This is a genomic window from Paucibacter sp. KCTC 42545 (assembly GCF_001477625.1).
GTDB lineage: Bacteria > Pseudomonadota > Gammaproteobacteria > Burkholderiales > Burkholderiaceae_C > Paucibacter_A.
In genome coordinates this window covers 4,345,925-4,366,374 of the sequence record NZ_CP013692.1, presented here as the reverse complement: position 1 = coordinate 4,366,374, position 20,450 = coordinate 4,345,925, and the positions used below count along the sequence as shown (strand labels likewise).

The window sequence follows — 20,450 nt, the reverse complement described above, 5'->3', positions numbered from 1 at the left end:
GGCCAGATGCCAGTCATTCTGCAGACCGAGGGCGCCGAATGCGGCCTGGCCTGCCTGGCCATGATTGCCAGCGCGCAAGGCCGGCATTGCGATTTGCGCCAGCTGCGCACGCAGTTCTCGCTCTCGCTCAAGGGCGCCACCATGGCCGACTTGGTGCGCATGGCCACGCAACTGGGCCTGACCAGCCGAGCCCTGCGCGCCGAACCGGCTCATTTGGCCCAGCTGCATCTGCCCTGCATCCTGCACTGGGACTTCAATCACTTCGTGGTGCTGGAGCGGGTGCAGGGCGACGAGGCCCACATCATCGACCCGGCCCATGGCCGCCGCAGGCTCAAGCTGGCGGACTTGTCCAAGCACTTCACCGGCATCGCGCTGGAGCTGCGAGCGGGCGCTGACTTCGCCCCACAGCCCCGACCGGCGCCACTGCGCTGGCGGCAGTTGCTGGGGCGGATCACCGGGCTGAGGCGCTCACTGGCGCTGGTTTTGGGCCTGGCGCTGACGCTGGAGCTGCTGGCCCTGCTGTCGCCCTTCTTGCTGCAGTGGGTGGTGGACGGGGTGTTGGTCAGCGCCGACCGCGACCTGCTGGTCACCCTGGGCCTGGGCTTTGGCCTGCTGGTGCTCTTGCAGGTGGGCGTGGGGGCGCTGCGCTCCTGGGCGGTGCTGTATCTCTCGGCCACGCTGAATGTGCAGTGGCTGAGCCAGGTGTTTGCGCATCTGATGCGGCTGCCGTTGGACTGGTTTGAAAAGCGCCAGATCGGCGATATCTGGTCGCGCTTCGGCAGCGTGCAGACGATTCAACGCGCCTTCTCCACCCAGTTCGCCGAAGCGCTGCTGGACGGTGCCATGGTGCTGCTGACGCTGGCCATGATGTGGGTTTACAGCCCGCGCCTGAGCGCGGTGGCAATGCTGGCCGTGGCGGCTTATGCCGGGCTGCGCTGGGCCTTCTTCAGGCCGCTGCGCGAGGCCTCGGAAGAAGCCTTGGTTCACGAAGCGCGCCAGAACGGCCACTTTCTTGAATCGCTGCGCGGCGCCCAGGCCATCAAGCTCTTCAACGCCCAGGCCGAGCGTAGCGCCAGCTATGCCAATCTGGTGGTGGAGCAGATGAACGCGGGCATCCACATCCGCCGACTCGACCTCTGGATGGGCGTGGGCAACAAGCTCTTGTTCGGGCTGGAGCGGGTGGCCATCGTCTGGCTGGGCGCCCTGCTGGTGCTGGACCGCGAGTTGTCGGTGGGCATGTTGTTCGCCTTTCTGGCCTACAAAGAGCAATTCAGCCTGCGCCTGGCCGGCTTGATCGACAAAACGGTGGAGCTGCGCATGCTGCGCCTGCAAGGCGAGCGCCTGGCCGACATCGTGCTGACGCCGCCCGAAGCTGCGCAACAAGCCCTGGTGGCCGCGCCGCCCGACAGCGCCGCGCTGGAGTTGCGCGACGTCAGCTTCCGCTACGCCGACGGCGAACCGCTGGTGCTGGCGCATTGCTCGCTGCGCATCGAGCCGGGCGAGTCGGTCGCCATCATCGGCCCCTCGGGTTGCGGCAAGACCAGCTTGCTCAAGCTGATGCTGGGCATCCACGCACCGCAGTCGGGCGCCATCCTGCTGGGTGAGCAGGCGCTGGAAAAGATTGGTACGGCGGCCTGGCGCCAACGCATCGGCACGGTGATGCAGGACGACCAGCTCTTTGCCGGCAGCATTGCCGACAACATCAGCTTTTTCGACCCCGATGCCGACGCCGAATGGGTGCAGCAATGCGCCCGCCTGGCCTGCGTGTTTGAGGACATCGTCGCCATGCCCATGGGCTTTCAGAGCCTGATTGGCGATATGGGCCACAGCCTCTCCGGCGGCCAGCGCCAGCGCGTGCTGCTGGCCCGGGCCTTGTACAAAAAGCCGCAATTCCTGTTCCTGGACGAAGCCACCAGCGCCCTGGATGTGGACAAGGAACGCCAGGTCAACGCCTCACTGCGCCAGCTGCCGCTGACCAAAATCGTCATTGCCCACCGGCCCGAGACCATCGCCGCCGCCCAGCGTGTCATCGCCCTGCAGGGCGGGCGCATCGCCCAGGATTTACGCAGCGTGCAGGCCTGAGGCCAAGCTAGCGCGAGAACCTTCTCGCCCCCGCCACGCAAAGAATCACCCCCAGCGTCACGCCCAGCATGCCGGGGCTGACCTGCTCATGCAGCAAAGTGGCGGCCAAAGCCAAACCGAAGAAGGGTTGCAAGAGCTGCAACTGGCCCACGGCCGCAATGCCGCCCTGGGCCAAGCCGCGGTACCAGAAGACAAAGCCGATCAGCATGCTGAACACCGAGACATAGCCCAGGCTGAACCAGGCCGGCATTGAGATGCCGCTGAACTGCGCTGGCTGGGTTTGCCAAGCCAGCACCGCCATGAAGGGCCAGGCCAGCAGCAAGGCCCAGCTGATCACTTGCCAGCCGCCCAGCGTGCGCGAGAGCTTGGCGCCTTCGGCATAGCCCAGGCCGCACACCACAATGGCCAGCAACATCAACAAGTCGCCCACGGGCGCCGCGCTGAGGCCTTGGGAAAAGGCAAAGCCCACCACCAAAGCGCTGCCCAGAACCGAGAAAACCCAGAACACCGGCCGGGGCCGCTCGCCGCCACGCAGCACCGCGAAGGCGGCGGTGGCCAGTGGCAGCAAGCCGAGGAAGACGATGGAATGGGCGGAGCTGAGGTGTTGCAAGGCCAGCGCCGTCAAGATCGGGAAGCCCAAGACCACGCCGAACGCCACCAGCGCCAGCGAGCCCAATTGCTGACGCGCCGGGCGCGGTGCCCTGAACAGCAACAAAAGGCCCAAGGCCAAGAAGGCAGCAATGCTGGCCCGTGCCGCCGTCAGAAAGAGCGGCGTGAATTCCTGCACCGCCACCCGGGTGGCCGGCAAGGAGGCGCTGAAGATCAGCACCCCGATAAAGCCGTTGACCCAGCCGCGCAGGCTCACATGGGGCCCGCCCTCACGTTCACCCTCGTGTTCGCCATCAAGGCGCGGGGCCAAGGCGTTCTGCCCATTTTGTTCTTGCTGCTTCACCGCACGCGCTCCCTTGGCGCCATATCACCCGAGCCCGCTTGCGCAGAGCTTTCCTGGTGCATGGCCTGGCGTCCACCTCGGGTTTGAGGGGTTTGCCTGCGGCCATGCTAGGCAAGAGAATGATGACATTCAATTAATTGTCATGGATACATTGCCCATGGTGCGCGCCCGGTACAAACAAGTGGTCGACCGCTTTGCGGCCGAGATTCAGGCCGGCCGCTTGGCCCCCGGCACCCGCCTGCCCACCCACCGCGATTTGGCGCGCAAGGAAGGCATGGCCCTGGTCACCGCCAGCCGTGTGTATGCGGAGTTAGAGGCCATGGGCTTGGTCAGCGGCGAAACCGGCCGTGGCACTTTTGTGCGCGAGGCCAAGCTGCCGCAAGCGCATGGGTTGGACCAGCAGGCCACACCCGACGGCATGCTCGATCTGAACTTCAACTACCCCGCCATGCCGGGCCAGGCGGAACTGCTGCGCAGCGCGCTGCGCCTGCTGGCCACGGCGGGCAATCTGGAGGCGCTGCTGCGTTACTCGCCGCATGGCGGCCGCGCGCATGAACGGGCGGCGGTGGCGCGACATCTGCAGCAACGCGGCTTAGGTGTGAATGGCCAACAAGTCGCCCTGGTCACTGGCGCGCAGCATGGCTTGGCCACCACGGTGATGGCCTTGCTGCAGCCGGGCGATCTGGTGGCAATTGACGCGCTGAGCTATCCCGGCTTCAAGCTGCTGGCCGAGACGCATCGTCTGGAGCTAGCCCCCCTGCCGGCCGCCGGCCAAGGCCCTGACCCCGAAGCTCTGCGCGCCTTGTGCCAACGCCGCCGCGTGCGTGCCATCTACACCATGCCCACCCTGCACAACCCCATGGGCTGGGTGATGAGCAGCGCGCACCGGCAGGCCCTCGTCGAGGTGGCGCGGCAGCATGGCCTGCTGATCATCGAGGACGCGGCCTATGCCTTTCTTGAACGCCATGCCCCGCCACCGCTGGCGACGCTGGCGCCCGAGCTGACGGTCTATGTCAGCGGACTGTCCAAGAACGTGGCGGCCGGGCTGCGGGTCGGCTTTGTGGTGGCACCGGCGCCGTGGCTGGTGCAGATCGAACGCGCCATCCGCGCCACCACCTGGAACGCCCCGGGCTTGATGACGGCGATTGCTTGCGGCTGGCTGGAGGACGGCACGGTGGCCAGCTTGGAGGAGCAAAAGCGCCAAGACGCCCAGGCCCGGCAAAGCCTGGTCAGCGAAGTGCTGGGCGACCTGAGCTGCATCCGCCACCCCGCGTCCTACTTCGCCTGGCTACCGCTACGCGAAGAGCAGCGTGCCGACCGGGTCGCGATGGCGCTTTTGTCCCAAGGCATCTCGGTCGCAACAGCCCAGCCCTTCTCGACCGGCCCCGCCCCGCAAGCGCTGCGCTTGGCACTCGGCTCGGTGCCGCTGGAGGTGCTGCGGGACGCGCTGGAGCGGGTCAAGAAAACCATCGAAGCCCATGCCTATTGATGCCAGAACTTGCACCGAAACGGGGTGAATAGGCCCAAAGCACAGAAAGAACAAAGCCACAAAGGCAGCTCGGGGCGAAGCGACCTAGACCTATGAAATACTGCCCAGCACCCTCTTAGCTCGAACCACGATGCAAGCGCCAGAAACCACTGACTTGGAACACGCTGCACACAAGCTTCCAACGCTGCGTCTGCGCCTGGCAACGCAGATTCTGGGCTTGCTTTTTGTGGCGGTTGCGTCCTTTGGCTTGCTGTTCTATTTCCTGCAGGCGCGGCCATTGCTGATCAGTTTGGCGGCAGCCGATGCCGAGCGCGCGTCCAGCCAGGTGGAGGCCCGCATCAACGAAGCCACCGCGAGCTTGAACAAACTGGCGGTGATTGCTGGCGGCTGGGGGCGTAGCGGCTTGCTCGACATCGACAAGCCCCTGGCTTTTGACCAACTCTTGAAGCAGTTGCTGCTGGAGCACCCACTGGTTGATACCGTTCACCTGGCCACGGCACAGGGCCAAGAGTTGAGCCTGCACCAATTGGAAGAGGATGGCGGCTGGCTCAATCACATCGTTCAGGCAGATGGAGAACACAAGCACCGCTGGGTGACGCACGACCCCAGTTTGAAGCGCGCAGAAGAACGGATTGATGAGCAGGCCTACCAAACCGAGGAGCAGCCTTGGTTCAAGGCCGCGTTGAGCGCGCAAGACAATAATCAATTGGTCTGGACCGCGCCCCACCTCAATCGCGTCAGTGGTGACACGGTGGTCTCTGCGGCGATGCGCTGGCTCGATCCCAAGGGCCGCTTGATGATCCTGGCCTTTGACCTGTCTTTGCAGGACTTTTCCGACTTCACCAGCAAGCTCAGCATCGGCAAGTCCGGGCGAGCCGCCGTGCTGATGGCCGATGGCCGCGTGATTGGCGTGCCTCTGCACCCCAGCACGGCCACGCCAGAGGCGGTCAAAAAGCTGGTGCTCGTGCCCATCGATCAAACTCCCTTCAACGTTTTGCGTGCAGCCTACGCGACCTGGCAGCAAGGCGGCATGAAGGACATCGGCCTGCTGCGCTTTGCCGTGCCGGCGGAAAACAACGCCGTCTGGTTTGCCCGAGTGCAGCGGCCCAGCAAACCCGGCATGTTTGAATACATCGTTATGACCGTGGTGCCAGAGTCTGACTTTGTCAGCATCGGCAGCGCCTTCATCTTGCAAGCCTTGCTGATGTTGGCGGCGCTCAGCGTGCTGGGCTATTTGATGGCCCGGCGCATAGCCATGAAGCTGAGCCGCTCAATGGCAGCCCTGGCCAAGGAATCACGCCGCATCGGCCGCATGGATCTCAATGAGCCGGTGCGCATCGACGCGCGCTTTGCCGAACTGCAAAGCCTGGTCGACGCGCAAGAAGCCATGCGCCAGCGGCTCTTGCAGTCCACCACCGAGTTGGCGGAGATGAATCACTCCTTGGAAGCCAAGGTGGCGCAGCGCACCGCGCAGCTGGCCGAGAACGAGGCCCGGCTCTTGGCTATTCTGCAAGACAGCCCGATTGGCGTGGGCATTGTGGGCAAGGACGGCGTGGTGCACTTTTGCAATCGCCAGCTGGCTCGCCTCTTGGGCCTGAGCGAAGACGAGGTCAAGCAACACAACTTCGCCGAGTTCTGGACCGAGCCCGGCGCTCGCGAGCACTTTTTGAGCACCCTGAGCACGGGCGTAGATGTGCTGGACCAGGAAGTGCAGTTTCAGCGGCCCGACGGCCAGCCCTTCTGGGTCTTGTTGAATTCACTCAATCTGGACTATCAGGACCAGCCCTGCCATATCTCTTGGTTCTATGACAGCACCGAGCGCCACGCCGCCATGCTGGCGCTGAAGCAGGCCCACGATTTGGCGGAAGAGGCGGCCAAGATGAAAGCCGACTTCCTGGCCAATATGAGCCACGAAATCCGCACGCCGATGAACGCCATCATCGGCATGTCGCATCTGGCGATGAAGACGGGGCTCAACCCGCGGCAGATGGACTATGTCAGCAAGATCCAGCAGGCGGGTCGCCACTTGCTGGGCATCATCAACGACATCCTCGACTTCTCCAAGATCGAGGCCGGCAAACTCAGCCTGGAAGAACTCGACTTCGAGCTGGACAAGGTGCTGGACAACCTCGCCAACTTGGTCGGCGAGAAGGCCTCCAACAAAGGCCTGGAACTGCTCTTCGATGTGGCCAAGGATGTGCCCGCCATGTTGCGCGGCGACCCCTTGCGGCTCGGCCAGGTGCTGGTCAACTTCGCCAATAACGCGATCAAGTTCACCGAGGTGGGCGAGGTCAGCATCGTCGTTCGGGTCGAGCAAGACTTGGGCGATCGCCTGCGGCTGCGCTTCACCGTCAAGGACACCGGCATCGGCCTGGACGAGGCCCAACAAGCCCTGCTCTTCCAAGCCTTTCAGCAGGCCGACAGCTCCACCACTCGCAAATACGGCGGCACGGGATTGGGCTTGGCCATCTGCAAGCAAATTGCCGAGCTGATGGGCGGCCAGACCGGCGTGAGCAGCCAACTCGGCGTCGGCAGCAATTTCTGGTTCACCGCTGAGTTCAAGAAGAGCCAAGCCCTGCCGCCCAGCTATATGCCTCAACCCGATCTGCGCGACCGCCGGGTGCTGGTGGTGGATGACAACGCCCATGCCCGCAGCGTGCTGCACGATTTGCTGGAGTCCATGACTTTCCGGGTCGCGCAGGCCGCCAGCGGCCCCGAGGCGCTTGAGGAAATCGACAAAGCCCGAGAAGGCGGTGAGCCTTTCGAGCTGGTGCTGCTGGACTGGCAGATGCCCGGCATGGACGGCATCGAGGCCGCCCGCCGCATTCAAGTCGAGCAAAAAGATGCCGCGCCCAAGCTGGTGATGGTGACGGCCTATGGGCGCGAGGAGGTAGTCAGCCAGGCGCGCACCACCGGGATTGAGGATGTGTTGATCAAGCCGGTCAGCGCCTCCATGCTCTTTGACACCGCGATTCGGCTGCTGAGCGACGCGCTGCCCGACGGCGGCAAGCCAAACACAGCCAACCCCGATGCTTTGCTGGATCAGCTAGCGAGCCGGCGCGGCGCCCGTATCTTGGTGGTGGAAGACAACGAGCTCAATCAGCAGGTGATTTCCGATCTGCTCACCGACGCGGGCTTTGTGGTCGAAGTGGCCGAGCATGGCGCCATCGCCTTGGACATGCTGGCCAAGAAGCCCTACGCCCTGGTCTTGATGGACATGCAAATGCCCGTGATGGACGGCTTGACCGCCACCCGCTTGCTGCGCGAGCGCCCTGCCCTGGCCGACATGCCCGTACTGGCCATGACCGCCAATGCCATGCAAGCCGACCGCGAGCGCTGCTTGCAGGCCGGCATGAACGATCACCTGAGCAAGCCGATTGAGCCGGACGCGCTGTGGGCGGCCTTGCTGCACTGGATACCAGCCCAGGTGGCGGCAGCGACGAACTCGGTTGGCGCGGCGCCGGCAGCCAATTCAAGCCAGCCGCTGGCGGGTTCAGCCTCAGCCTCGTCGGCGATCACCTTGCCGGAGATTGCGGGCCTGGATGTGCAATCCGGCCTGCGCCGCGTGCTGGGCAAGCCCGAGCGCTATCTCGCCACGCTGAAACGCTATCTGAACAACCAGGCCACGGCCGCCGCGCAAATCCAGGCGGCGCTGCTGCAGGCCGACTTCCCAACGGCCGAGCGCCTGGCCCACACCAGCAAGGGTCTGGCGGGCAATATCGGCGCCGATGCGGTGCAGGCCACGGCCGCCACGCTGGAACAGGCCTTGGCCAAGCGGGCGCCTGAAGCCATCTGGCGCCCCTTGCTGGTCGACTTTGAAGCGAGCTTGGCGATCCTGATGGCCGCCTTGCACGAAGGCTTGGATGAGGACTCAGAAGCGGCAAATCCCGCCGCCGACATCCAGTGGGGCAGCGATGAAAGCCAGCAACTGGTCCAGCGCCTGGCCCAACTGCTGGCCGACGATGACGCCGAGGCCGGCCAGCTGTTTGCCGAGCAAAAAGCCAGCCTGCAAGCCCTGCTGGGGCACGGTTACCGGGAGCTGGAGAACGCCATTGGCAGCTATGACTTTGAAGAGGCCTTGGCAGCGCTGAAGGCTGCGGCTGAACAAGCCGGTCATCCCCTGGATTGAATGGAGAAAAAGCAGATGGACAACTTGCAAGCCGAGCACAAGGCCACCGTCCTGGTAGTCGATGACACGCCCGACAACCTCAGCTTGATGAGTGAGCTGCTGAAAGACCTCTACAAGGTCAAGGTCGCCAATAGCGGCGAGAAGGCGCTGAAGATCGCCGCCAGCGCCAGCCCGCCCGACCTGATCTTGCTGGACATCATGATGCCGGGGCTGGACGGCTACGAGGTCTGCACCCAGCTCAAGGCGGCGCCACAGACGCGCCATATCCCGGTGATCTTCCTGACGGCCAAGAACGAGATCGAGGACGAGAAGCGCGGCCTCGATCTGGGCGCGGTGGACTACATCACCAAACCGATTAGCCCGCCCATCGTGCTGGCTCGCGTGCACACCCAGCTCGCGCTGAAAGCCAGCGCCGACTTTCTGCGCGACCAGAATGCCTATCTGGAAAGCGAGGTGCAACGGCGCACCCGCGAGGTGGCCGCGATCCAAGACGTCACCATCATGGCCATGGCCTCGCTGGCCGAGACCCGCGACAACGAAACCGGCAACCACATCCGCCGCACCCAGCACTACATCAAGGCACTGGCCCTGCAGCTGCAAAAAGACTCGCCCTATGCGGCGCAGCTGGACGATCACACCATTGACATGCTGTTCAAGTCCGCCCCGCTGCATGACATCGGCAAGGTCGGCATCCCCGATCGCATCCTGCTCAAGCCCGGCCGCTACGAACCGCATGAGTTCGAGATCATGAAGTCCCACCCCCGGCTGGGCCGCGACGCCATCATCCGCGCCGAACAAGAGCTGGGCATGAGCGTGCCCTTTTTGGCCCATGCCAAAGACATCGCCTACGCCCACCAAGAGAAATGGGACGGCAGCGGCTACCCCGAAGGCCTGAGCGGCGAGGCCATTCCGCTCTCGGCCCGCCTGATGGCGCTGGCCGATGTGTATGACGCCTTGATCAGCCGCCGGGTCTACAAGGCGCCGATGACGCACGAGAAAGCGGCGGCCATCATCCGCGAAGGCCGCGGCACGCATTTCGACCCGCTGCTGGTGGATGCCTTCGAGGCCATCGAGTCCACCTTCGTCGCCATTGCCGCCCGTTATCAAGACAGTGATGACGATATGGCCGAGAAGGCGCGGCAGATCGAAATTGCCAGCGCCACCACCCCAGCCGGCACGTCGAGGGCTTGAACGGACACGGGCCAAGCATGCGCTCGCTGCCTGCGCGGCCAGGCACGGCCAGCCCGCTGATCAGCAATCGCGAGGCGGCTATCGCCGCCATCAGCACAGTCAAATGGACGCAGCGCTTCTCGGCCATTAGCATTTAGCTATTCATAGATCAAATGCAATAGCGTCAGGAGTTTTCACCATGGCCAAAACCGCGACCTTTGGTGTGCTGCACCTCGGCACCTCTTTCGGCGTCACTTTCGCTCTGACGGGCAATGTGGCGGTGGCTGGAGCGGTGACTTTTATCGAGCCCTTGGTGAACACCGTGATGCACCACTTTTTCGACAAGTACTGGGAGCACCCTCGCCTGCGCGCCCTGCGCCTGGCCATGAGCCGCCGCAGCCCAGCGGCGCCGGCGGCACCAGCAGCGCCGATCAGCGCTTGATTTTGGTATTGGCGTTTGGGCTGTCGGGCAGCGGCAAGGTGGCGGGTGCCGTTTGCTGCTCCATCCAGCCCAGCCAGCGCATCGCTTGTTCGCGGTTTTCACCGCACATCAATTCCTCCGGCTGCAAAGAGCCGCAGACGGCGGGCCGCTCGGGCTGACCGAAGATCTTGCAGCGGTCTTGTTCGTCCAGCTGAATGCAGCGCACGCCGGCGGGTTTGGACACCCCAGCTATCACCGGCATGCCCGGGATGGGGGAGCTGATCGACGGGGCGATGCAGCAAGCGGCGCAGTGTTCTCGACATTTCATGGCGATATTGTCGACGCAAGCCCGAAATGCCCGTGCGGCCCGGCCTGCAGACGGTGACTTATCCACACCCTCCCCGTAAAATTCGGGGTTTGCCCGCGCAGCATTTCTTGCGCCGCTGATTCGGCCTGGTATCTGGCAAAACGCCATCCGCCACCGAGCACATCACTGGGATCATCGCATCTGGGCCTCAACCGAAGCTGCACACACCACTCCCATGCTTTACCCCAAGGAATTCGACGTCATCGTCGTCGGCGGCGGACATGCCGGCACCGAGGCTGCCCTGGCTGCCGCCCGCATGGGCTGCGCCACGCTGCTGTTGACCCACAACATCGAGACCCTGGGGCAGATGAGCTGCAACCCCTCGATCGGTGGCATCGGCAAGGGCCATCTGGTCAAAGAGGTGGACGCCCTGGGCGGCGCGATGGCGGCGGCCACCGACGAGAGCGGCATCCAGTTCCGCATCCTCAACGGCTCCAAGGGTCCGGCCGTGCGCGCCACCCGCGCCCAAGCCGACCGCGTCTTGTACAAGGCCGCCATCCGCCACCGCCTGGAGAACCAGCCCAATCTCTGGCTGTTCCAGCAAGCGGTGGACGATTTGATGGTGGAGTCGGACGGCGTGAGCGAACGCGTCGTTGGCGCCGTTACGCAAATGGGTTTGCAGTTCCGTGCCCGCACGGTGGTGCTGACCGCCGGCACTTTTCTCGACGGCCGCATCCACGTTGGCCTGGAAAACTACCAAGCCGGCCGCGCCGGTGATCCGCCAGCCATCAGCCTCTCGGCACGGCTGAAGGAATTGAAGCTGCCGCAAGGCCGCCTGAAGACCGGCACACCGCCGCGCATCGACGGCCGCAGCATCGACTTCTCTAAGTGCGAAGAGCAAGGCGGCGACCTGAACCCGCTGCCGGTGTTCAGCTTCATGGGCTCGGCCGATCAGCATCCGCGCCAAGTGCCTTGCTGGATCACCCATACCTCGGCCCGCACCCACGAAATCATCCGCTCTGGCTTTGACCGCAGCCCCATGTTCACCGGCGTCATCGAAGGCGTGGGCCCGCGCTACTGCCCCAGCATCGAAGACAAGGTGAACCGCTTTGCCGACAAGGACAGCCACCAGATTTTTCTGGAGCCCGAGGGCCTGACCACCCACGAGTACTACCCCAACGGCATTTCCACCTCCCTGCCCTTTGACATTCAGCTGGCCGCCGTGCGTTCCATCCCCGGCCTGGAGAACGCCCACATCCTGCGCCCCGGCTATGCCATCGAGTACGACTACTTCGACCCGCGTGAGCTGAAGTCGTCCTTTGAAACCCGCGCCATCCGCGGCCTGTTCTTCGCCGGGCAAATCAATGGCACGACCGGCTACGAAGAAGCCGCCGCCCAAGGCCTGTTCGCCGGCCTCAACGCAGCCCTGCAAGTGCAAGGTCGCGACAGCTGGTTGCCCGGCCGCGACCAAGCCTATCTGGGCGTGTTGGTGGACGACCTGATCACCAAGGGCGTGACCGAACCCTATCGCATGTTCACCAGCCGGGCCGAGTTCCGCCTGCAGCTGCGCGAAGACAACGCCGATATGCGCCTGACCGAAATGGGCCGCGAACTGGGCTTGGTGGACGATGCCCGCTGGACGTCCTTCAACCGCAAGCGCGACGCTGTTTCACGTGAAACAGAGAAGCTGAAGTCCACCTGGGTGCACCCCAGCATCCTGCCCGCCGCCGATGCGGAGCGCTTGGTCGGCAAAGCGTTGGAGCGCGAATACAACCTGATCGATCTGCTGCGCCGTCCCGGCGTGGTCTACGACACGGTGGCTGAAGTGGCCGCAATTGCCCGCCCGGAGTCTGCTGTTTCACGTGAAACACTGAACGCCGATTTGGGCAAGACCATGGCCGACGCGGTGATCGAGCAGATCGAAACCACCGTCAAATACGCCGGCTACATCAACAAGCAGACCGAAGACGTGGCCCGCGCCTCGCACTACGAGAACCTGCGCCTGCCGCCTGAGCTGGACTATTCCCAGGTCACCGCCCTCTCCTTCGAGGCGCGCCAGAAGCTGGGCAAGCATCAGCCCGAGACCTTGGGTCAGGCCTCGCGCATCTCCGGCGTCACGCCGGCCACCATTTCCCTGCTGCTGGTCTATCTGAAGAAAAAGCGCTTTGCGGGCTTTACCGAAACAGCCGCCTGACATCCTTATGACGACATCCAATCCCCTGCGCGCCCCGCTGGCCGCCGCCGCCGAAACGCTGAAACTCAATCTCAGCGAGTCTCAGCTCGACCAGCTCCTGGCCTATTTGGACATGATTGCCAAGTGGAACAAGGTCTACAACCTGACCGCCGTGCGCGACCCCCAGGCCATGCTGACCCAGCATCTGGTGGATAGCCTGAGCCTCTTACCGGCCCTGCGCCGGTATTCCAATGATTCGGCGCTGCGCCGCGATGCCGCCGGCCAGCCTTTGCGCCTGATGGATGTGGGCAGCGGCGGTGGCTTACCCGGCGTGGTAGTTGCGATTTGCGAGCCCAGCATCGACGTGACGTGTGTGGATGCCGTGGCCAAGAAGGCCAGCTTCATCAAGCAAGTGGCCGCCGAGCTGCGCCTGCCCAATCTGCATGGCGAGCATTCCCGCGTGGAGCAATTGAAGGCACCGGCCTTTGACCTGATCACCTCCCGCGCCTTTGCTTCGCTCTTGGACTTCACCACCCTCACCCGCCAACACCTCAAGCCCGATGCCATCTGGCTGGCGATGAAGGGCCAGCACCCGACCGAGGAACTGGCCGAACTGAGTGCCGACCTGGATGTGTTTCACGTGGAACAACTGCAGGTCCCAGGCCTGGACGCCCAGCGCTGCCTGATCTGGATTCGCCCCAAAGCCTGACTTTTCGATGTGCAAGAGGCCGGCGAAGCAGCCAAGCCTTTAGCAATCGATCAAACAGCCGCTAATATTCCGCACCACCCAAAAATAGAATCCATGGCCAAAATTTTCTGCGTTGCCAATCAAAAAGGCGGAGTCGGCAAGACCACCACGACCGTGAATCTGGCCGCCGGCTTGGCCAAGGTCGGCCAACGCGTCTTGGTGGTCGACCTGGACCCGCAGGGCAATGCCACCATGGGTTCGGGCATCGACAAGCGCGCCATGGAACTGAGCGTCTACGACGTGCTGCTGGAATCCTCCACCGTGGCCGAGGCCAAGCAAGTCAGCGAAAAAGCCGGCTACCACGTGCTAGGCGCCAACCGTGAGCTGGCCGGTGCCGAGGTGGAGTTGGTGACGCTGGAGCGCCGCGAGCGCCGCCTGAAAGCCGCGCTGGCCGCCGCCGACCAGGACTACGACTTCATCCTGATCGACTGCCCGCCCTCGCTGTCCATGCTCACCCTCAACGGCCTGTGCTGCGCCAACGGCGTGATCGTGCCCATGCAGTGCGAGTACTTTGCTCTGGAAGGCTTGTCCGACTTGGTCAACACCATCAAGCAGGTGCATGCCAACCTGAACGCCGACCTGCAAATCATCGGCCTGTTGCGCGTCATGTTTGACCCCCGCATCACCTTGCAGAACCAGGTCAGCGACCAGCTCAAGGGCCACTTCGGCGACAAGGTGTTCGACACCGTGATCCCGCGCAATGTGCGTCTGGCCGAGGCGCCCAGCTACGGCCTGCCCGGCGTGGTGTTCGACCCCAGCTCCAAGGGTGCGCAAGCCTTTGTCGAGTTCGCGCGCGAGATGGTGCGCCGCATCGAGACCATGTGAATGGTGGACCAGGCCCTCGCCCACCGCGCCGAAGCCGCTGGCCTGAACGCCAGCGCGCCCCCGCAACAAGGTGAGGTCGAAGGCTGGCTGATCCGCCTCTCCCCCGGCAAGGCCAAGCGCTCCCGCTGCATCAATGCCCTGGCCGCCGGCCAGTTGCCGCTGGACGATTTGCTGGCCCGCTGCCAAAGCAGCTTTGATAAAGCCGGCCTGCCCCTGATCGTGCGCCTCACCCCATTCAGCCAACCGGCCGATTTGGACGCACAACTGGCCGCCAAAGGCTGGCCCGCTTTTGACGCGGCCGATGTGATGGTGTTGGCCGATCTGCAGGCCTTTGCCAGCCCGCCGGCCCTGCCCCAGGGTCAGGTCTTGCTCGCCGTTGAGAACAGCCGCTATGCCGAGATCGTCGGCGCCCTGCGCGGCTCCTCAGTGCGCGCCATTGCCGCCCATGCCGAACGCATGGCGGCCTCCAGCGTGCCCTATCAAGGCTTTGTGCTGCAAAGTGCAGCCGGCCAATTGCTGGCCTGCGGCCAACTGGCGCAGGAAGGGCAAATAACGGGGATTTACGACGTTTTCACGCCAGAGGAATACCGTGGCAAGGGTCATGGCCAAACGCTCTGCGCTGCCCTGCTGGCGCAAGCCCAAAGCCAGGGTGCGCGGGAAGCCTATCTGCAAGTCGGCTCAGACAACCCGGTGGCCCAGCGCCTCTACGCCGGACTCGGTTTTGAGTTCGCTTACCGCTACCACTACCGCAGCCCGCATGGCGTGGTCGACTGAGCCGGCAAGCTCAGCAGCTCACCCCTTCAAGCGCGCGGCGCCCAGCACTTCAGCAAGGTATGGCGGGTGAAGCCCGGCACAAAATCATGCAGATGAGCGATGCAGGCATAGCCCCTGCGCTCGTACAGCTCGGCCACATCGTCCAGCAGAGTTTCGATCAGCGCGTCGACACAGCCCCGCTTCAAGGCCTGAGCCTCGATCTGGCGCAATAGCTCGCTGCCCAGGCCCTGGCCGCGCGAATCGGGGCGCACCCACAGATAGCTCACATAAAGGCGCTGAAATTCGGTGCGGCCGTAGGCACCGGCCAGCAAGACGCCACCCTCGTAAAGGGCGCAGGCGATGTCTTGCTCATCGCTGCCCTGGGCTTGCTGGCGGCCATGCAGGATCACGGCGTCGCGGATGGCCGCCCGATCCGCGTCGGGCACCGCTGCGTCACGCAGCCAGGCCCGCTCGCTCATCATCATCAAAGACCCAGGCCTTCGTCCAAGCCCAGGTGCACATTCATGGCCTGCACGGCAGCGCCGCTGGCGCCCTTGCCCAGATTGTCCAGGCGAGCCATCACCAGGATTTGCGTGTCGCTGCCGAACACGCACAGATCAACCCGGTTGGTGTCATTGCAGGCCTGCACATCGAAGAAACCTTCGGCCAGGGTGTCTGCATCGCGCAGCGGCAGCACGCGGATGAAACGCTCGCCTTCGTAATGTGCGGCCAAGGCCTCGCGCACCTGCTCGTGCGTGGTGCCAGCACGCAGCTGGCTCAAATGCAGGGGCACGGTCACGGCTAGGCCCTTGTAGAAGTTGCCGACGATGGGCATGAACACCGGCGCCGTGCGCAGGCCCGTGTGCGCCATCATCTCGGGCAAATGCTTGTGCGCCAGGCCCAGGGCGTAGGGGCGCGGCGACTGCAGCTTGGCATTGCCGCCTGCCTCGTACTCGGCAATCATGGACTTGCCGCCGCCCGAGTAGCCGGTGATGGAGGTGGCCGACACCAGAGCGTCAGCGCTCAGCAAACCAGCATCCACCAGCGGGCGCAAGGCCAAGATGAAGGCGCTGGCATGGCAGCCAGGGTTGGCAATGCGCTTGGCCTGGCGAATCTTGTCGCGCTGACCGGCCGCCAACTCGGGCAGACCAAAAGCCCAGCCCGCCACCGTGCGATGCGCGGTGCTGGCGTCAATCAAGCAGGTGTTGGGGTTGGTGATCATGGCGGCGGCTTCACGTGAAGCCGCGTCGGGCAGGCACAGGAACGACACATCCGAAGCGTTCAAGAGGCGCGCGCGCTCGGCCGCGTCCTTGCGCTTGTCCGCGTCAATGCGCAGCACTTCCACATCGCTGCGGGCCGCCAAATACTCGTTGATACGCAGGCCCGTCGTGCCCTCTTGCCCGTCCACAAACACCTTGAAAGTCATTGCTACTTCTCCCGCACAATCGGCGCCAATTGAATCCAACCCGAAGCATAAAGCCTAGCCATGAAACCCACGCCTGTTTACCTCCTTCCCGGCTGGCTCAACTCCGACCCCGCGCACTGGCAAAGCCGCTGGGAACGCGAGCTTGAAGGGCACATCCGCGTCGAGCAAAGCGACTGGGACTGGCCGCGCCGCGGCGACTGGATGGCGCGCCTGGACGAAGTGCTGCTGAACGACGCCCGCCTGCAGCAAACCCCAGCCGTGCTGGTGGCGCACAGCTTGGGTTGCCAGTTAGTGGCCAGCTGGGCCGAGCATTCGCAACACCGCGCCCTGGTGGGCGCCGCCCTGCTGGTGGCGCCGCCCGACACCGAGCGCGCCGACATGCCGCCGCAGCTGCACAACTGGCGCCCGATACGGCGCACGCGCCTGCCCTTCCCCAGCATTGCCGTGGTCAGCAGCGACGACCCTTTTTGCGCGCCAGAACGCGCCGCGCAGATGGCGGCCGACTGGGGTGCCGAACTGGTGCTGGCCGGCCCGCGCGGCCACCTCAACACCGCCTCGAACCTTGGCGACTGGCCCGAGGGTCAGGTCTTGCTGCAAGACCTGTTGGCGCGCCTGCGCAGCGAGTAAGAGACAATCCACCGCTATGGTCACAAAAAAACCCAAAGGCCTTGGCATGGGCCTGGAAGCCTTGCTCGGCCCCAAAGTCAGCGAAACACCCGCCACCACGCGTGATGGTGAACCCAGCACACTGAGGCTGGAACAAATGCAGGCCGGTAAATACCAGCCGCGCACTCGCATGGACGAAGGCTCGCTGTACGAGCTGGCCGAAAGCATCAAGGCGCAAGGCATCATGCAGCCGATCTTGGTGCGCCCGATCACGCCGGACGGTGCGATCCGCTTCGAGATCATCGCCGGTGAGCGCCGCTTCCGCGCCGCCAAGCTGGCCGGTCTGCGCGAAGTGCCGGTGCTGGTCAAAGCCGTGCCGGACGAAGCCGCGGCGGCCATGGCCTTGATCGAGAACATCCAGCGCGAAGACCTCAACCCGCTGGAAGAGGCGCAAGGCCTGAAGCGCCTGACCGAAGAGTTCGGGCTCACCCATGAACTCGCCGCCCAGGCCGTGGGCCGCTCGCGCAGCGCCGCCAGCAATCTCTTGCGTCTGCTGCAGTTGGTGGAGCCGGTGCAAAACATGTTGATGGCCGGCGACATCGACATGGGCCACGCCCGCGCCCTGCTGCCGCTGGACGGTGCGCACCAGATCACCTGTGCCACCGAAATCGCCGCCAAAAAACTCAGCGTGCGCGAAGCCGAAAAGCTGGTCTCGCGCCAAGGCGCCGGCCGCCAGACCCCGCTGCTGCGCGTCAAGAGCGACAAGAGCCGTGATGTTCTGCGCCTGGAAGAAGAGTTGTCGGACCTGCTCGCCGCAGTCGTTGAAGTGCGGGTGAAAAAGCGCACCAAGCGCGGCGAACAAGGGGAGCTATCGATTCAGTTCGCATCCCTGGACGAGCTGAACGGCCTGATCGACAAACTGCGCGGCACACAGCAAAACCGCTGAAGCATTTGCCCCGTCCTAACGCCAAAAAGCCGTGACACATTGCACGGCTTTTTCGTTTGTGAGGCGGGCCGTATCAGCAGGCCGTGCCGGTCTGATCAAGAATAAATTAAGTTCATTCAAAACCACAGCAAGCAAGCGGCTTTGCACAGGTGCACAATCAGTTCCAAGCGGGCAGCAAGCCCTGTCAACGGCAAGCGCTCTTGACCAGTTAAAGCATCAGGAAGACCCAGTTTTTCAGGCCTTTGTCAGCCGGTACAAAGTTCAAGCTTTCAACCAGGACGAAACAAAACTTACTGTTGCTCAGACACCTATTCAAGTGCCCGTCAGCGGCTTCGGATTCAGCTAAGCTGAAACCAGGAAAGCTCTGATGACGCCCTCTGCAATGAGCCAGAGGACGCCATCAGATCTTCCCAGACGATGCCAGATGCGTGCCCTGTATCTGTGTAGCGCCAGGGACCTTACAGGAGGTCAGCATGGACGTGATCAGCAGTTTTGCCGCGCGCTACGAGCGCACCCGGGTTGAGGAACTCTCGCTGGAAGACTACCTTGCCGAGTGCAAGCGCAGCCCTCTGGCCTACGCCACCGCCGCCGAGCGCATGCTGCAGGCCATCGGTGAGCCGCAGATGATAGACACGCGCAACGACACCCGACTGTCGCGCCTGTTCGCCAACAAGACCATCAAGATCTACCCCGCTTTCGCGGAGTTCTACGGCCTCGAAGAAGCCATCGAACAAGTGGTGAGCTACTTCCGCCATGCCGCCCAAGGCTTGGAAGAGAAGAAGCAAATCCTCTATTTGCTGGGCCCGGTGGGGGGCGGCAAAAGCTCCATCGCCGAACGGCTCAAGCAGCTGATGGAGCAGGTGCCCTTCTACGCCCTGGCCGGCTCGCCGGTGAACGAAAGCCCGCTGGGCCTGTTCGACCCGGCCGAGGACGGCCCCCTACTGGAGCAGGAATACGGCATCCCGCGCCGCTACCTGAACCGCATCCTCAGCCCCTGGGCGGTCAAGCGCCTGGAAGAGTTTGGTGGCGACATCCGCCGCTTCAAAGTGGTCAAGCGCTACCCCAGCGTGCTCAAGCAAGTGGGCGTGGCCAAGACCGAGCCGGGCGATGAGAACAACCAGGACATTTCTTCCCTGGTCGGCAAGGTGGATATCCGCAAGCTCGAGACCTTCTCGCAAGACGACCCCGATGCCTACAGCTATTCCGGCGGCCTGTGCCTGGCCAACCAAGGCTTGCTGGAGTTTGTGGAAATGTTCAAGGCGCCGATCAAGGTGCTGCACCCCTTGCTGACCGCCACGCAAGAAGGCAATTACAAGGGCACGGAGGGCTTTGGTGCGATCCCCTTCGACGGTATCGTGCTGGCCCACAGCAATGAGAGCGAGTGGAAGACCTTCCGCAATAACAAGAACAACGAAGCCTTCCTGGACCGCATCTACATCGTCAAGGTACCGTACTGCCTGCGCGTTAGCGAAGAGGTGAAGATCTACGAGAAGCTGATCCGCGGCAGCTCGCTGGCCGAGGCCAAATGCGCCCCGGGCACGCTCAAGATCATGAGCCAGTTCGCCATCCTGACCCGGCTGAAGGAGCCCGAAAACTCCTCGCTGTATTCCAAGATGCAGGTCTACGACGGCGAGAACCTCAAAGACACCGACCCGCGCGCCAAGAGCTATCAGGAATACCGTGACTACGCCGGTGTGGACGAGGGCATGAGCGGCATCTCGACCCGCTTCGCCTACAAGATTCTGTCCAAGGTTTTCAACTTCGACAGCGCCGAGGTGGCCGCCAATCCGGTGCACCTGATGTATGTGCTGGAGCAGCAGATTGAGCGCGAGCAGTTCCCCGCCGACATCGAGCAGAAGTACATCGGCTTCATCAAGGAATCGATCTCGCCGCGCTATGCCGAGTTCATCGGCAAGGAGATTCAGACCGCTTATCTGGAGAGTTACTCCGAGTACGGCCAGAACATCTTCGACCGTTACGTCACCTACGCAGACTACTGGATTCAGGACCAGGAATACCGCGACACCGACACCGGCGAGGTGTTCGACCGCGTGGCCCTGAATGCCGAGCTGGAGAAGATCGAAAAGCCCGCCGGCATCAGCAACCCAAAAGACTTCCGCAACGAGATCGTCAACTTCGTGCTGCGTGCGCGCGCCAACAACGCCGGCAAGAACCCGGCCTGGACCAGTTACGAGAAGCTGCGCACGGTGATCGAGAAGAAGATGTTCTCCAACACCGAGGAGTTGCTGCCGGTGATTAGCTTCAACGCCAAGGCCAGTGCGGACGAGGCCAAGAAGCACGAGGACTTCGTCAATCGCATGGTCGGCAAGGGCTACACGGCCAAACAGGTCAGGCTCTTATGCGAGTGGTATCTGCGCGTACGCAAGAGCTCCTGAACGGCACCCATAAAAGTCAGAGCGTGA

At 63.6% G+C, this 20,450-nt stretch carries 17 protein-coding genes; 13 read left to right on the top strand and 4 right to left on the bottom strand.

Going from position 1 to position 20,450, the window contains the following annotated elements; genetic code table 11:
* The first annotated feature begins 6 nt into the window (after window positions 1–6).
* On the top strand, window positions 7–2,082 hold the full coding sequence (locus AT984_RS18640) for a peptidase domain-containing ABC transporter (RefSeq protein ID WP_058721386.1): 2,076 nt from the start codon (window positions 7–9) through the stop codon (window positions 2,080–2,082).
* Window positions 2,083–2,089: 7 nt separating this feature from the next.
* Here AT984_RS18640 and AT984_RS18635 read toward each other — a convergent pair whose 3' ends face one another.
* A complete protein-coding gene (locus tag AT984_RS18635; protein WP_058722457.1) occupies window positions 2,090–2,947 on the bottom strand; it encodes a DMT family transporter in 858 nt (285 codons plus the stop codon).
* Between the two features lie 244 nt (window positions 2,948–3,191).
* Here AT984_RS18635 and AT984_RS18630 point away from each other — a divergent pair, with 244 nt between their 5' ends.
* From AT984_RS18630 to AT984_RS18615, 4 genes are all read left to right on the top strand, one after another.
* The gene (locus AT984_RS18630) at window positions 3,192–4,523 is read left to right on the top strand and encodes an aminotransferase-like domain-containing protein (RefSeq protein WP_058721385.1); all 1,332 of its coding nucleotides are present in this window, start codon (window positions 3,192–3,194) and stop codon (window positions 4,521–4,523) included.
* Window positions 4,524–4,653: 130 nt separating this feature from the next.
* Window positions 4,654–8,652 (top strand): response regulator, encoded by a 3,999-nt coding sequence (locus tag AT984_RS18625; RefSeq protein WP_058721384.1) that lies wholly within the window; start codon window positions 4,654–4,656, stop codon window positions 8,650–8,652.
* A 15-nt stretch (window positions 8,653–8,667) separates the two neighbouring features.
* Window positions 8,668–9,843: a response regulator gene (locus AT984_RS18620; protein WP_058721383.1), complete on the top strand. Its 1,176-nt coding sequence runs from the start codon at window positions 8,668–8,670 to the stop codon at window positions 9,841–9,843.
* A 178-nt stretch (window positions 9,844–10,021) separates the two neighbouring features.
* The gene (locus tag AT984_RS18615; RefSeq protein WP_058721382.1) at window positions 10,022–10,264 is read left to right on the top strand and encodes a DUF2061 domain-containing protein; all 243 of its coding nucleotides are present in this window, start codon (window positions 10,022–10,024) and stop codon (window positions 10,262–10,264) included.
* Here the strand turns inward: AT984_RS18615 and AT984_RS18610 are convergent.
* Window positions 10,254–10,571 (bottom strand): YkgJ family cysteine cluster protein, encoded by a 318-nt coding sequence (locus AT984_RS18610; protein ID WP_058721381.1) that lies wholly within the window; start codon window positions 10,569–10,571, stop codon window positions 10,254–10,256. The two genes, AT984_RS18615 and AT984_RS18610, sit on opposite strands and share 11 nt — an antisense overlap.
* Window positions 10,572–10,785: 214 nt before the next feature.
* On the opposite strand from AT984_RS18610, the gene mnmG reads away from it, so the two are divergent.
* The 4 genes from mnmG to AT984_RS18590 all read left to right on the top strand — a co-directional run bounded on the left by mnmG (window position 10,786) and on the right by AT984_RS18590 (window position 15,070).
* Window positions 10,786–12,744 carry a tRNA uridine-5-carboxymethylaminomethyl(34) synthesis enzyme MnmG gene (gene mnmG, locus AT984_RS18605; protein WP_058721380.1) on the top strand — a complete coding sequence of 653 codons (1,959 nt, stop codon included), beginning with the start codon at window positions 10,786–10,788 and terminating at the stop codon, window positions 12,742–12,744.
* A 1-nt stretch (window position 12,745) separates the two neighbouring features.
* Entirely contained in the window at window positions 12,746–13,432 is a 687-nt protein-coding gene (gene rsmG, locus AT984_RS18600) for a 16S rRNA (guanine(527)-N(7))-methyltransferase RsmG (protein WP_442952188.1), read from the top strand.
* 93 nt (window positions 13,433–13,525) lie between these two features.
* Window positions 13,526–14,296, top strand: coding sequence for a ParA family protein (locus tag AT984_RS18595; protein ID WP_058721378.1), 771 nt, complete (start codon window positions 13,526–13,528; stop codon window positions 14,294–14,296).
* The gene (locus tag AT984_RS18590; protein WP_058721377.1) at window positions 14,297–15,070 is read left to right on the top strand and encodes a GNAT family N-acetyltransferase; all 774 of its coding nucleotides are present in this window, start codon (window positions 14,297–14,299) and stop codon (window positions 15,068–15,070) included.
* Window positions 15,071–15,096: 26 nt separating this feature from the next.
* Here the strand turns inward: AT984_RS18590 and AT984_RS18585 are convergent, their stop codons facing one another.
* Both AT984_RS18585 and argC read right to left on the bottom strand, forming a co-directional pair.
* On the bottom strand, window positions 15,097–15,534 hold the full coding sequence (locus AT984_RS18585; RefSeq protein WP_197418172.1) for a GNAT family N-acetyltransferase: 438 nt from the start codon (window positions 15,532–15,534) through the stop codon (window positions 15,097–15,099).
* Window positions 15,534–16,475, bottom strand: coding sequence for an N-acetyl-gamma-glutamyl-phosphate reductase (argC, locus tag AT984_RS18580; protein ID WP_058721376.1), 942 nt, complete (start codon window positions 16,473–16,475; stop codon window positions 15,534–15,536). Before argC ends, AT984_RS18585 begins: the two co-directional genes overlap by 1 nt.
* Before the next feature lie 60 nt (window positions 16,476–16,535).
* Here argC and AT984_RS18575 point away from each other — a divergent pair, with 60 nt between their 5' ends.
* The 4 genes from AT984_RS18575 (at window position 16,536) to AT984_RS18565 (ending at window position 20,423) form a co-directional block, all read left to right on the top strand.
* Window positions 16,536–17,102, top strand: coding sequence for an RBBP9/YdeN family alpha/beta hydrolase (locus AT984_RS18575; RefSeq protein ID WP_058721375.1), 567 nt, complete (start codon window positions 16,536–16,538; stop codon window positions 17,100–17,102).
* Between the two features lie 16 nt (window positions 17,103–17,118).
* The gene (locus AT984_RS18570; protein ID WP_058721374.1) at window positions 17,119–18,027 is read left to right on the top strand and encodes a ParB/RepB/Spo0J family partition protein; all 909 of its coding nucleotides are present in this window, start codon (window positions 17,119–17,121) and stop codon (window positions 18,025–18,027) included.
* 31 nt (window positions 18,028–18,058) lie between these two features.
* Entirely contained in the window at window positions 18,059–18,373 is a 315-nt protein-coding gene (locus AT984_RS23080) for a hypothetical protein (protein WP_156422110.1), read from the top strand.
* A 127-nt stretch (window positions 18,374–18,500) separates the two neighbouring features.
* Complete coding sequence (locus tag AT984_RS18565; protein WP_058721373.1) at window positions 18,501–20,423, top strand: PrkA family serine protein kinase; 1,923 nt, start codon at window positions 18,501–18,503, stop codon at window positions 20,421–20,423.
* Window positions 20,424–20,450: the final 27 nt, after the last annotated feature.

Coding starts and splice junctions, on each gene's coding strand:
- AT984_RS18615 (WP_058721382.1), top strand. CDS start 10,022: ATGGCCAAAACCGCGACCTTTGGTGTGCTGCACCTCGGCACCTCTTTC.
- AT984_RS18575 (WP_058721375.1), top strand. CDS start 16,536: ATGAAACCCACGCCTGTTTACCTCCTTCCCGGCTGGCTCAACTCCGAC.
- AT984_RS18590 (WP_058721377.1), top strand. CDS start 14,297: ATGGTGGACCAGGCCCTCGCCCACCGCGCCGAAGCCGCTGGCCTGAAC.
- AT984_RS18610 (WP_058721381.1), bottom strand. CDS start 10,571: ATGAAATGTCGAGAACACTGCGCCGCTTGCTGCATCGCCCCGTCGATC.
- AT984_RS18595 (WP_058721378.1), top strand. CDS start 13,526: ATGGCCAAAATTTTCTGCGTTGCCAATCAAAAAGGCGGAGTCGGCAAG.
- AT984_RS18570 (WP_058721374.1), top strand. CDS start 17,119: ATGGTCACAAAAAAACCCAAAGGCCTTGGCATGGGCCTGGAAGCCTTG.
- AT984_RS18620 (WP_058721383.1), top strand. CDS start 8,668: ATGGACAACTTGCAAGCCGAGCACAAGGCCACCGTCCTGGTAGTCGAT.
- mnmG (WP_058721380.1), top strand. CDS start 10,786: ATGCTTTACCCCAAGGAATTCGACGTCATCGTCGTCGGCGGCGGACAT.
- AT984_RS18640 (WP_058721386.1), top strand. CDS start 7: ATGCCAGTCATTCTGCAGACCGAGGGCGCCGAATGCGGCCTGGCCTGC.
- AT984_RS18585 (WP_197418172.1), bottom strand. CDS start 15,534: ATGATGATGAGCGAGCGGGCCTGGCTGCGTGACGCAGCGGTGCCCGAC.
- AT984_RS18630 (WP_058721385.1), top strand. CDS start 3,192: ATGGTGCGCGCCCGGTACAAACAAGTGGTCGACCGCTTTGCGGCCGAG.
- AT984_RS18625 (WP_058721384.1), top strand. CDS start 4,654: ATGCAAGCGCCAGAAACCACTGACTTGGAACACGCTGCACACAAGCTT.
- AT984_RS18565 (WP_058721373.1), top strand. CDS start 18,501: ATGGACGTGATCAGCAGTTTTGCCGCGCGCTACGAGCGCACCCGGGTT.
- argC (WP_058721376.1), bottom strand. CDS start 16,475: ATGACTTTCAAGGTGTTTGTGGACGGGCAAGAGGGCACGACGGGCCTG.